This is a genomic window from Psychrobacter sp. YGAH215 (genome assembly GCF_007280595.1).
GTDB lineage: Bacteria > Pseudomonadota > Gammaproteobacteria > Pseudomonadales > Moraxellaceae > Psychrobacter > Psychrobacter faecalis.
In genome coordinates, this window is sequence record NZ_VKLR01000006.1 from 92,646 (window position 1) to 105,732 (window position 13,087).

11 protein-coding genes are annotated in these 13,087 nt (G+C 42.5%); 3 read left to right on the forward strand and 8 right to left on the reverse strand.

What is annotated here, in order from left to right; translation table 11 throughout:
* Nucleotides 1-89: 89 nt before the first annotated feature.
* Nucleotides 90-1,985: an ATP-dependent zinc metalloprotease FtsH gene (gene ftsH / locus FOR85_RS03075; RefSeq protein WP_144296660.1), complete on the reverse strand. Its 1,896-nt coding sequence runs from the start codon at nucleotides 1,983-1,985 to the stop codon at nucleotides 90-92.
* A 450-nt stretch (nucleotides 1,986-2,435) separates the two neighbouring features.
* Entirely contained in the window at nucleotides 2,436-3,068 is a 633-nt protein-coding gene (locus FOR85_RS03080) for an RlmE family RNA methyltransferase (protein WP_144296661.1), read from the reverse strand.
* A gap of 400 nt (nucleotides 3,069-3,468) precedes the next feature.
* On the opposite strand from FOR85_RS03080, the gene FOR85_RS03085 reads away from it, so the two are divergent.
* Nucleotides 3,469-3,780: a YhbY family RNA-binding protein gene (locus tag FOR85_RS03085; RefSeq protein ID WP_144296662.1), complete on the forward strand. Its 312-nt coding sequence runs from the start codon at nucleotides 3,469-3,471 to the stop codon at nucleotides 3,778-3,780.
* A gap of 159 nt (nucleotides 3,781-3,939) precedes the next feature.
* A complete protein-coding gene (locus FOR85_RS03090; protein ID WP_144296663.1) occupies nucleotides 3,940-4,737 on the forward strand; it encodes a hypothetical protein in 798 nt (265 codons plus the stop codon).
* 166 nt (nucleotides 4,738-4,903) lie between these two features.
* Here the strand turns inward: FOR85_RS03090 and FOR85_RS03095 are convergent, their stop codons facing one another.
* Nucleotides 4,904-5,632, reverse strand: coding sequence for a CHAP domain-containing protein (locus tag FOR85_RS03095; RefSeq protein WP_144296664.1), 729 nt, complete (start codon nucleotides 5,630-5,632; stop codon nucleotides 4,904-4,906).
* Nucleotides 5,633-5,796: 164 nt separating this feature from the next.
* Between FOR85_RS03095 and FOR85_RS03100 the strand changes: the two genes are divergently transcribed.
* Nucleotides 5,797-6,312, forward strand: a complete 516-nt coding sequence (locus tag FOR85_RS03100) for a hypothetical protein (RefSeq protein WP_144296665.1) — start codon at nucleotides 5,797-5,799, stop codon at nucleotides 6,310-6,312.
* A 298-nt stretch (nucleotides 6,313-6,610) separates the two neighbouring features.
* Here the strand turns inward: FOR85_RS03100 and lpxC are convergent, their stop codons facing one another.
* From lpxC to FOR85_RS03125, 5 genes are all read right to left on the reverse strand, one after another.
* A complete protein-coding gene (lpxC, locus tag FOR85_RS03105; RefSeq protein ID WP_068403793.1) occupies nucleotides 6,611-7,528 on the reverse strand; it encodes a UDP-3-O-acyl-N-acetylglucosamine deacetylase in 918 nt (305 codons plus the stop codon).
* Nucleotides 7,529-7,823: 295 nt separating this feature from the next.
* On the reverse strand, nucleotides 7,824-9,020 hold the full coding sequence (ftsZ, locus tag FOR85_RS03110; RefSeq protein ID WP_144296743.1) for a cell division protein FtsZ: 1,197 nt from the start codon (nucleotides 9,018-9,020) through the stop codon (nucleotides 7,824-7,826).
* Between the two features lie 233 nt (nucleotides 9,021-9,253).
* The gene (gene ftsA, locus FOR85_RS03115; protein WP_144296666.1) at nucleotides 9,254-10,594 is read right to left on the reverse strand and encodes a cell division protein FtsA; all 1,341 of its coding nucleotides are present in this window, start codon (nucleotides 10,592-10,594) and stop codon (nucleotides 9,254-9,256) included.
* A 110-nt stretch (nucleotides 10,595-10,704) separates the two neighbouring features.
* Entirely contained in the window at nucleotides 10,705-11,502 is a 798-nt protein-coding gene (locus tag FOR85_RS03120) for a cell division protein FtsQ/DivIB (protein ID WP_144296667.1), read from the reverse strand.
* A gap of 454 nt (nucleotides 11,503-11,956) precedes the next feature.
* Complete coding sequence (locus FOR85_RS03125; protein WP_223808487.1) at nucleotides 11,957-13,084, reverse strand: D-alanine--D-alanine ligase; 1,128 nt, start codon at nucleotides 13,082-13,084, stop codon at nucleotides 11,957-11,959.
* Nucleotides 13,085-13,087 lie beyond the last annotated feature (3 nt).

The window sequence follows — 13,087 nt, forward strand, 5'->3', positions numbered from 1 at the left end:
AGGCCTTCGTCAAATGACGCCCACAAAAAAGCCCTTTATCAAAAAGGGCTTTTTTATCGACTATCTATGAGATTGTAATAAACGAGAAACTACATCGCTGGTAATGGCGGCGGTGTAGAATTCGTCGGTTTAATATCAGTTTTCGATAAGTCTACTTCATTAGGCTGATAGACTCTTGGCGGACGAGGCTCTTCACCTGCCAAAATATCCTGCAACTGATCGCGGTCAATGGTTTCCCATTTCATCAGCGCATCTACCATCGCATGCATTTTGTCTTGATTGCCTTCAATCAATTCGCGGGCGATATCATATTGCTCTTCCAGCATACGGCGTACTTCTTCATCAACTTTTTGCTGCGTGGCTTCCGAAATCGTCCGACCACCGCCACCAAAGTAGCCCTGTGAGCTATCATCGTCTTCGTAAACCATGATGCCTAGCGCATCTGACATACCATATTTGGTTACCATCGCGCGTGCCATTTTGGTCGCACGTTCAAAGTCGTTTGAAGCGCCCGTTGACATTTGATTGATAAAGACTTCTTCAGCAATACGTCCACCAAACAATATCGCAATATCGTTAAGCATTTTCGACTTATACATGCTGGTCTGATCATGCTCAGGTAGCTGCCAAGTCACACCAAGGGCAAAACCACGTGGCATAATCGTCACTTTATGGACAGGATCGGTGCCTGGTAGCAATTCTGCAACTAGCGCATGACCTGCTTCATGATAAGCCGTCGCGCGGCGCTCTTCTTCACGGATAACCATAGATTTGCGCTCAGGACCCATATATAGCTTGTCTTTTGCGTCTTCAAAATCATTCATATCAACGCTACGTTTGTTACGACGCGCGGCAAACAATGCGGATTCGTTAACAAGATTAGCAAGCTGCGCACCACTAAATCCTGGCGTACCACGAGCCAATGCATGCGCATCAACACCGATAGTATTCGGTAATTTGCGTAAATGTACTTTAAGGATTTGCTCGCGACCTTTGATATCGGGCAGACCTACTTGCACCTGACGGTCAAAACGACCTGGGCGCAATAGTGCTTTATCAAGAACGTCTGCACGGTTAGTTGCCGCAATGACGATAACGCCTTCGTTACCTTCAAAACCATCCATTTCAACCAATAATTGGTTCAATGTCTGCTCACGCTCATCATTACCGCCGCCCATACCAGAGCCACGATGACGACCGACTGCATCAATCTCATCAATAAAGATAATACAAGGCGCACTCTTCTTCGCTTGTTCAAACATATCACGTACACGTGAGGCACCAACACCGACGAACATTTCAACGAAGTCAGAACCTGAAATCGAGAAGAAAGGTACTTTGGCTTCACCAGCAATGGCTCTTGCCAATAGTGTTTTACCCGTACCTGGAGGACCAACCATCAAGATACCACGTGGAATCGTCGCGCCAAGCTTAGTAAATTTATCAGGGTCGCGTAAAAACTCAACAACCTCGACGACTTCTTCTTTGGCTTCTTCACAGCCAGCAACGTCATCAAAGTTGACCTTGATTTGGTCTTCAGTCAGCATTTTAGCTTTTGATTTACCAAAGCTCATTGGACCGCCGCCTTTGCCACCAGCGCCGCCCTGCATATTACGCATAAAGAATAAAAACAGACCAATAATCAATAAAATTGGGAAACTGGCTATTAGCAGTTGCATCAAAACACTTTGACGCTTAGGCGCGGTGCCTTGCACTTCAACTTGGTTTTCGCGCAATAGTGGCATTAGCTGATCATCAGTCACAGCTGGACGAATGGTCTCAAATGATGAACCATTTTTCTTCTCGCCGGTGATTTGCTCGCCATCGATTTCAACACTGGCTACTTGGTTTTCTGACACGGCGGTCACGAACTCCGAGTAGTTAAGATTATCCGGCTCAGATGATTTGTCAAAGCCGCTAAACACCAGCACTAAAACACCGATCACCACCAGCCACAATAAGGTATTTTTTACCATGTCGCTCACTAGTTATTCCCATCCCTTACTTATTGGTGTGTTTACTAAACACGTGACGTCTATATATAAACGTATGGCTCACAATTCAATGCCTAGCTGCAAATTATTATTTTTACTAAGATTTAATGCCTCTAAAAACCCGAGCAAAACGATAAATAAACGAACTAAAATGAATAACTGAGCGGTTAAAGCGTTTACTCTCAGACGACTTTGTTTAAAACATAGGCTTGATACATAGATGTAAAAATATAGATGTAAAACAAAGTTAATATATCATGATATGTGGTGCTAACCTGTATAATTCAAGCAGCAATCACATTTATTCAGTTAACGGATTATAGCGTTTTTACGCTCATTAACCATAGCCTTTATGGTGACCTTTTATCACACTTTATAGGATGGATGATTCGCGCAACTGATTGACGTTAAAACCTTTTTATTAAATAGTTAAACGACCTACTACTTAATGGCAATCCAAAACATCTCTTTTGAGCGTGGTCGTGAAGCACCCGGTTTGATACTACGAATTTTACTAAAATCTGCCTGCATCTGCTTGCGTAATTCTTGTGTCCCCTCGCCTTGAAACACTTTCATAATAAGCGCGCCACCTTCGGGTAAGGTTGCCAGCGCGAAATCGACCGCCAGCTCGCATAAATACATCATGCGCGGCTGATCAATGGCGCTGTTACCAGCGGTATTGGGTGCCATATCTGATAGCACCACATCGACCTGCCGGTTGCCGACTTCTGCCATGATACGCTCGAACACGTCTGCCTCACGAAAATCACCTTGAATAAAGGTCACATCGGGCAAGGTATCCATCGGCAGTATATCAGAGGCAATCAGGACGCCTTTTTCACCGACCAATTTGCCAGCGACTTGCGACCAACTGCCGGGCGCACTGCCTAAATCTACGACGGTCATGCCTTTTTTAATCAGGTTGGTTTTCTCATTTATCTCCAACAATTTATAAGCAGCGCGGGCACGGTAGCCATCTTTTTGGGCTTTTTTCACATAAGGATCGTCAATATGCTCTTGCATCCAAGCACTGCTGCTTTTTGACAATTTTTTATTTTCAATACGCGTGACCAAAATGACTGCTCCTATTGTCTGGTAATATACCTGCTTGCAAATACATCGTTTGTAAAACACGACTGGCGGTTTATAAAGGGATTGTTTATGACATTTTTAATAAGTGTCTATTAATTATCTATAAAAGCGCTTTTATCAGCATATCATTACGCTATTGCTGAACAACGAAATCTTGTATCTGTCTCATTACTCTTTAACCGCTAAATTCTCTTGGCAAAAACACTGCTTTATAAACCTGTAGCGTTTATAATGTACTTATACTTTCAGTTTAACATTTTCATCACGTAAAATCGTGCAAAATCCTGCTGATCTCATGCAAGGTGACCATAGATTATCTATAATGGTCATTATCTGCTCGCAATAGCACCTGCTTTTATTTTTACCAACATCTAGGAATAGTATGCAACTCGATAACGCTACCGTTAAACGCCTAAAAGGCATTGGTCATGACCTAAAACCGATTGTTATGATTGGCAATAAAGGCATTACCCCAAGCATCGCTGAAGAGATTGATCGCGCTTTGACCGATCATGAACTTATCAAAGTAAAATTGCCAGCTGGCAGCAAAGAAGAGCGCGATGTCATCGGCGCTGAGCTTGCCGCAGCGGCTAATGCGTCTTTGATACACTCAATTGGCCGTATGGCGCTGTTACTGCGTCAAAACCCAAACGCCAATCCAAAGCTGTCAAACCTTGCGCGTCACGCCCAATAAATAAGCTACCTATTTAATTTTAGCTTATGTTCTATCTTATTGAATAAAAGCCGCGCTGCATTTGCTCGCGGCTTTTATGCTATTCATAGTCAGTTCTAAATAAAATACTACAAATATGATAATGCGCTACTGATATTAAACTCTGGATATTATCGACCTATGAGCCAAATTTTTAATTTATGCTTAGCAACTGATACGCTAGCCGCTGATGCCGAGCAGCTAGGTGTCACCATAGCAGACTTACAAGGCATCGAAGTAGAAGTGGTCGCAACTTTGGTCAATAGAGCTGTAATTGCCCAACCTACAGAATGGCAATTACAGCTTGATTACTGCATAACGCTACCGCTTAAATCGTTATCAGCGCAATTGTACTGGCCAAACTGGCAAGCTGAACAAGTAGGTTTTGCAGATTATTTATGGGAACAGACTTGTCTTGAGTGCTTTTTAGCGGGCGAGTTGATAAACAGCACCGTTACGATAGATAAAGATAATATTCAAACAAACCCTTATATGGAAATAAACGCTAGTCCTGACGGCCGTTATGCGCTTTATCAATTTGCCGACTATCGTAAGCCTGCGACATTACCGCCGACGCCGCTTTTACAAGGAAATGGGCAAACACGGGCTTCTATTGATTGGACAGCTACTCCCTTCTCAGTGAGTAACGCCGCTGACAACGCAGCGCTGCAAGCGGGTTCAATCCCAACCCCCTCTTTTAATGATCCATTAGCAGCTGGCGCTAAAACTTATCATTTCGAGCGTAGCTTTTATTTATCATTAAACCAATTATCCCAAGTACAGACTACCAACGATGAGATTGGCATTGAATACATCCATCCTTGTGTGATTTTGAGCTTTGATACTAAACTTGGTAAGACGGCATTATATTTCGCGCCCAATCACGCCGCCCCGCCAGATTTTCACGACATGCAGTATTGGCCAGTATTTGATAAATAGGCCGCAATGGTGCAATCCTCTTAAAACGTTAATGCACTCTACATTTTCCTCTCACGCTTTCTAATTTTATGTTTCTGAATTTAATACATAAAAAAACCAGTAATGTCATAAAGAGCATTACTGGGTTCGGAGAAAACTTTTGAATTACGTTACATCTAGCTGCTGCTTATTTGTCAGCCATTGCAAGGTAGATACCGCGATCTGATGCATCATCGACGTATTTTGAATCACGCCATGTCGTGTAGTTATGATGACCGCTGTATGGGCTAATGCTGTTTTGACGGAAGTCAGAAACCCAATCATTACCATCAAATATTTGAATATGGCCATGCGGGCGTCTTGAGGTGCGATCATAGACCACGACGTCGCCTACTTGTGGCTGCGTATTGTTACTGATTTTGGTAAAGCCAGCTTGGGCCAATGTGCCACGAGAGGCATACTGATACGCTGAAGGGTTAGGCGTAAATTCATAACCCGCTGATTGTAGGGCTTTACGCACATAACGAGCACAGTAACCACTACTGCTAGATAGCGCCACACGTGAAGCATTGGCGGCGGCAATCGCAGGTGCAGAATAACGATCTGGCACTGAGCTTGCTTGCTGCTGACGCTGCTCATAAGACAAGCGGCTGGTTAGCGAAGCAAGCTGGTATTCTTTCTGTTTTGCATGCGCACTAAGATTGTCAATCGCTTGACTGATTTCGTCATTGCTAGAAACATAAGCACCGCTATTGGTGCTATAGATATTGCGACTTGAACCGTAGTTCGCAGAAGTAGAGATATTTGTAATGGTATGACTCAAGGTATTATTTGGTTGAAAGGTTGTTTCGACAGCACCACTCGTCTGTGCTATACCCATTCCCAATACTGACAAAATTAATAAAGCTTGTTTCATAAATTTACTACCTATTGTAAATACAGGATTGCTCGCCGTCCGTGACAAAGCATGAATTAATTTAGGGAAGATGACCATGAAATAAACATGATAAAATCCGTAGTACAAAAGCTCGCTGTTTATGATGAATATCGCTGCTGTCACCTAGAAGATGAGTGTTTACGATGTCAAAGAAACAACCTAACCGACTTGCTAAACTGATTGATCATCAAGCTTTTGCCGGTAGCGCACTACCACAAACTCTTGCTGACAATATGCGTTTATATCTACAAGCAACGACCGAGGTAAAAGAGCTTTTGGTAGATTGTCTACCTGAGGAAATCCTCAATAACTGCTGGGTCGTGGGCTTAACCGCTGAGCAACTTATACTCAGTGTGGACTCGATGACCGCTGCCAATCATATTCGCTATTTGCAGAACGCCTATTTGCAGGTATTAACAGAGCAGTCGATTACATTTAAACAACTCAAGCAAATTCGCGTCGTCGTAGCCAATATTCCCGCTCATAATAATTATTCTAAATCATCACAAGCGTTATCAGCGTCCTTACCAAAGCCTCGTAAAGCCCATGAAAATCAGGCCCTTAGCCAAAACACAAAGCGGACTATATCACAGGCTGCAGAGCATGTCACCACCGATAAAAATCTTAAAAATGCACTTTTGCGCTTAATTAAATCCTAAAAAATTATGGTTTACTATGTAAAGTTATGTAAAACAAACCCATATTCGACTCGGCTAAAGCTGTATTTTTGTAATCTTGTAAACAAAAAAAATCATCTGTCAGTGTGATTCATAATATGAACCGTACTGACAGATGATTTTTTTATCTCCTACAGCTTTTATTCTATCGGAGTTGTAGCTAATTTTTTCAAAAATAGATGAGGGAATATCTATTTAAATGAATATTATTTAGTACTGCTTATAACCAATTTATGTAATATTACGTAAATGTTTCGATACTTCGTGTATATTCGTGTATTTATCCTTCGACTGTTATACGATTTAAAGGTAAATATTCGATAGGACAACTTACATTGTCATCAAAAGTTACAATTTCAAAGTTACTAGGATCGGATAATATCTCGCGTACCAGCATATTGTTTAATGCGTGACCAGATTTATAAGCATTAAAACGACCTAAGATAGGGTAGCCAATGAGGTATAAGTCGCCTAAAGCATCAAGAATTTTATGACGCACGAATTCATCATTAAAACGCAGCCCTTCTTCATTAAGAATATTGGCATCATCAATAACAATCGCATTGTCCATACTGCCACCTAGCGCCAGGTTATTTTGGCGTAGAGCCTCGATATCTCGTAAAAAACCAAAAGTACGCGCTGAGCTTAATTGTTCAATAAAATTTTGCGTCGAGAACTGCAATTGTGCATGCTGAAAATCTTTATTAATAGCAGGATGGTCAAAATCAATCTCGAAATTTAACTCAAAACCATCATAAGGACGCAGCTCTGCCCATTTATCATCAACTTTGACGCGGACAGGACGCACAATTTTAATAAAACGCTTTGCTGCTTCTTGTTCACAGAAACCTGCTTGCAGTAGCAAACCTACAAATGGCGCGGCGCTACCATCCATAATTGGTATCTCCGACGCTGATACGCGGATTAATAGGTTATCAACCCCTAGCCCTGCTATCGCACTGAGCAAATGCTCAACGGTACCCACACGCGTGCCACCAAATACTAGATTCGATGACATCATGGTATCTTGTACCAAAAAGGCACTGGCAGGAATCGGTTCGCTACCTGCTATATCAGAACGCTCAAAAATAATGCCAGTATTAATAGGCTGCGGATGAAACTCTAAGTCAACAGGTTGACCACTATGAAGACCAGTACCTGTAACGGCTATTGCTGTTTTTATGGTTCGTTGGTTCATGGCTGTCTTCTCACATATTTTGTTACAATTGCCATAGTGTAGCATTACCCGACCCTATTTCGCTAGCGCTAAAAAGCGTTAATTTGCTTATCTCTTTAATTGATAACACTTATCGTCATTATTTTAACGTTTATTTTTATAGCGTAACAAATGCTCAATCTTAGCTAAATTATGTCTAAAGCCTATTTATTAACCATCAACCTTTTATTTTTTTTACTTTTTTAAAAAACAAAAAAGCCAGTATCGAAATACTGGCTTTTTTATTCAAACTATCTAATGATTGCTTTGTTAAAGACTATTTATTCTGTTGACGCTTTAGATAATCTTGAATGCTATTGGTTTTAGTTTTAGGCTGTTCTTGCGTCACATTTGCGCGTACGGGGCTTTCTTGATACTGCGCTTGCGCTTGTTTTTGGCTGTTTAGCGCACTGGTGTGCAAGTTCGGATCCACAGGCTGGGTACTATTAACAGAAGGTACTGGCTGCTCCACGACTTCAGGCTCTTGACCCGCATTTTCATCTAAGGTCAGACCCGTTGCGATAACCGTCACATGCAAATCATCACCCATTTTTTCATCGATAACAGAGCCGTAGAAAATATGGGCATCGTCGATATCGGTGATTTCTTCAACGATGACACTGATTTTACTCATCTCATCGAGCGATAATGACTCAGAAGAAATAACGTTAACGAGTAAGCCTTTGGCATTCTCTAAACGTAAATCATCAAGTAATGGCGATCTGATGGCTTTTTCGGTTGCTTGACGCGCACGATCATCGCCGCTAGCACGGCCAATACCCATCATAGCATGACCTTTAGCAGTCATCGCGGTGCGAATGTCATTAAAGTCAATGTTAATCATACCTTCGCTAGCGATGGTTTCTGCAATACCTTGTACCGCATGCAATAAAACGTCATCGGCCTTTTTGAAAGCATCTTGCATAGAGATGTTGCCGTAGACGCTCATAAGCTTATCATTAGGAATCGTAATGATTGAGTCAACGAAATTGGTCAACTGCTCAATACCTGCTTTGGCAGCCTTAATGCGCTTACCACCTTCAAACTTAAACGGCGTTGTTACAACTGCTACGGTCAACACTTCCATTTCTTTGGCAATACGCGCAACCACTGGCGCCGCACCCGTACCTGTACCACCGCCCATACCTGCGGTAATGAACACCATATCTGAATGCTCGAGTAACGCACGGATGGCTTCTTCATCTGCTTCTGCCGCTTCACGACCGACTTCTGGGTTTGCCCCTGCGCCAAGACCGCGGTTGGTTTTGGCACCAAGCTGCAATTTATGCGGCGCTGTTAGACGATCGAGCGCTTGTTTATCCGTATTGGCACAGACAAACGTTACACCTCTAATCCCTTGTTGTACCATATGCTCAACCGCATTACCGCCGCCGCCGCCCACACCGAATACAGTGAAGCTTGCCTGGCCGTTGTTTTGAAGCTGATTATCATCTGGCATGGTGTATTTTGACATAAAAAGGTTTCTCCAGTTGCAGATAGCGTGATGGTCGATACGTGGTAACACACTCATATGGCGCGCTATCGACTTACTATATATAAATGTATTTAAATAAAACAGGGCAATGGCTTAAATAGTTGTGCTTAGCCTATATATGCCGTTATTGTACAGGGTGTTGCTTTAAATATGCTTACCTATAATACTGCGGCAGGCTCTTAACTGCTTCATCTGAGTAAGTTTACAGCAGATTATAATATCTTTTTGAGTACACTGGCAAAACGTTGCCCTGCACTTTGAAAAACACCCGTGACACGATTCTTTTGAATCGCTTCCGGCTCACTTTTTTCACTACGGCGAAACTGTTCGCTTTGACTATATAGTAATGTACCAAACGCGGTTTGATAAGCGCGATCATTGACCTGCATATTCAGCTGCTTAAACGATTCATCATTATCAAAATGATTATAAGCACTAATAGCAGGATGGGTATTGGTCAATACCACCGGCATTTTCAGCAGCTTTTTGGCAAAAGGTATCATGCCCTTAATAGCGCTGCCACCGCCTGTGAGTACAATGCCTTTATCAATATAGCCTAGCAAATCCGCATCACGTAATTGGCGAACCACTTCAGTAAAAATCTGCACATATCGCGCTTCAATAATACGCGCTAAATTATACGTACCAATATTAATTTCATCGCCCGACCCTTGCGGCTTAAAGAGAAAGAATGAGCTAGGATCGACGCTATTGATATCAACGGTACCATACGTTTTTTTCAGCCTTTCCGCCTCTATCATCGAGATACCAACGTCGGCTGAGATATCCATCGTTACTTCATGACTGCCGGTAGCGATACAGTGGGTGAAAATCAGCTTATTTTCTTTATAAACGCAAATACTGGTGGTACTCGCACCGATATCGACCAAGCAAACCCCTTGCTGACGCTCATCACTCATCAAACTGTATTCGGCACTGGTAACCGCATCAAAAACGATATGGTCAATACCGACGTCACAGCTTTGTAATAACTTTTGGATATTCTGACGGCTAGACACTGGCATCATCATCATGTGATACATCACAGTGATATTGTGCGCGACCATATCAATAGCATCATCAACCATAAACTCTTGGTTGTCGATATAGATACCTTGCTGGCAGCAATGCATCAAATAATAATCAGGCGACAAGTCTTGCGATTTGGCATTTGACAGCGCTTGCACCATATCTTTGGCACGGACGACTTCGTCTTCGACTCTGACATCGCCTGCACTATTTTTACTTAATAGCTCAGGCGTCGCCATGGTCAACCAGACACTATGTACACGGCAATTGGCGGTATCTTCTGCTTCTTGAATGGCTTGTTTGATAGCGCCCTGCAAACGTTCACGATGCTTTATCTGACCTTGATAAAAGTCGCTATTTTTAACTTGCCCCACACCCATAATACGAATGTCTTTTGCAGAGACAACACTGCCAATGACGACATATACTGCCGTGGCACTTAGATGGACAACAACCAGATTTTCAGTATTTTTCATGGTACCAGACAAATTATCGCTAAACAGGAGACCAGATGACGTCTCCATTAAATCATTAAAAAGCGCTAGCAGCACGCGGTGATATTGTATGTTAACTCTTTATATCAAGAAAGCAGACAAATATAAGGTTTTGACTGCTTTCTTGATGTTTTATTCATTTACGGTGGTGTTTCAGTAGTTTTTGGCGGCGCCAGATTCCATGCGATAGTAAATCCATTTTTATAACGAAGATCGACAGACTGTATTTCATCGCGGCGATTGCTTAACTGATTACCGAGCAGCTGACTTAAATTCAACAGTTTTTGCGCAGTATTTTCATTATCAACGATGACACGTTGACCATTATCAAAGCGAATCAGCCACGTCATTCTTGGTGACAAAATAATATCTTCAACTTGCATACCAAGCGGCGCATACCAATCATTGACTTGCTGCATTTGTTGCATAATAACGGGCGCTTGCGCCATATCACCTTGCAACGTCGCAAAACGCTCTTGCGTCAGCTCTCTACTATCAGCCGGCACGAAAACCGCCCCTTTGGCATCGACTAAACGCTCGGTACCAAAATTTGCTACGGCCTGTTTTGGCAGCGCTTTCACGACAATACCTTGTTGCCAATCACGGCTGATACTGACTTGGTCCACCCAAGCAAGACCGGTAGAGATATCTCTGAGCGCCTGCAAATCAGAAGTAAAAAAACTACTCACGCTTTGTTGGTTCATCACTTGTTGTAACACACGATATTGCGCTACGGTCAGCCCTCTATCGTCAACGTGGATAGCGGCGGGCGGTGCATCACGCAATGCTTTACCGCCCATGACCAATATCAGCACCAGCAAACCTAACACCAATACTGTGAAAAAATATCTGAGCATGGAGGGTATTTGCAAATTAGATTTAGGGTGCGAGGTTTTATCACTCATCAAGTCAGCGATGTCATTGACAGTTTGAGTCATAATACATGTCGTCCCTATTTTTGCTTAAACTATTTGCATAACGCCAATAGTGCTTATTATTAATGGTAAATCTACTAATCGGTACAGCAAGCGATGAAACTGCCATATTATCAATTTATTTGTCTAAAACGAGCGATAAAGCTCAGTTAGGCGCATTAAAACGTAACATTTTTCTTATTTAATGAATAACTTAAAGAAATTGCGTAAATAACTATAAATATCACTAATATAGACCAATAATTACAATATTAACGTATTTTACGTTTAAACAATAGCTCAACCCTTACTACTAACAACGAATTTACACAAGTTTACACGAAGCTGTGTTATAGCAGGGCTAGCGATACATTTGTCTGCATTAAGTAGTGCTCTTCATGGTTAAATGTATGGTTAATTAAAGAACGTTAAACAGCCCATTTAAAGGATATTTAAGCAAATATATATTTGGCCAAATCTATACTTCTAAAGTTTGCGCTAGAATATGCCAGCATAAAGCCTCAAAATCCATACCGCGAGCTTTGGCAGCCATTGGCACCAAGCTATGACTGGTCATACCCGGCACGGTATTAATTTCGAGTAGCCAAAAGTTGCCTGCTTCGTCTTGCATCGCATCAATACGTCCCCAGCCTTTAGCATCGACAGCACGGAATGCCGCCAAGCTCAAATCTTGTAGGTGCTTTTCATCCGCAGTGCTTAGCCCACAAGGTATGTAGTAGCTGGTATCGTTACGGTTGTATTTGGCTTCAAAATCATAGAAGTTGGTGATATCAGCAGGCTCAAGGCGTATCACTGGATAAGCTTCGTCATCGATAATAACAATGGTAAATTCGCGCCCAGTAATCCAGCGCTCAGCCATCACCGCGTCACCGCACTGCACCGCCGTTGCATAAGCGGCAGGCAATTCATCGAGGTTATTGACTTTGGTCATACCGATACTTGAGCCTTCATGGACTGGTTTGATAATCAGCGGCAAGCCAAGCATATTCACCACTTGCTGCCAGTCGGTATCCGCGGTTAACAATGAAAATGGCGCGGTTGATAAGCCGCAGCCTTGCCAAAGCTGCTTGGTGCGGACTTTATCCATTCCAAGCGCTGATGCCAAAATACCAGAACCGGTTTGCGGAATATTAAACCATTGCAGCACGCCTTGTAGCAGACCGTCTTCGCCGCCGCGACCATGCAAGACGTTAAAAACGCGATCAAACTTACGCAGCTCGGTAATGTCTTGATCTTTTGGGTCAAAATGCGTGGCATTTACACCTTGATTTTGTAGCGCTTTTAATACGGCAGCCCCACTGTCTAATGAGACGCTGCGCTCGTTGCTACTGCCGCCACAAATGACGGCAACTTTACCAAACTGACTGGCGTCTTTGACTTTGCTGTTTGCGATGCTAGGAACGGCCTTATCGTTTTGCTCATGACTTGCAGCATTATCTTGCTGTGCTTGTGCCGCCGCTGCTAACGCCAGATCTGGATTGACAATCGTAGCTTTAGCGTCTGCATTGATACTTTTATCAATATTACTTTCATTTTTTTGCTTAATGTTTTCTTGTTTAATGTTTTCTTGGTTATTGATAGTCATGAG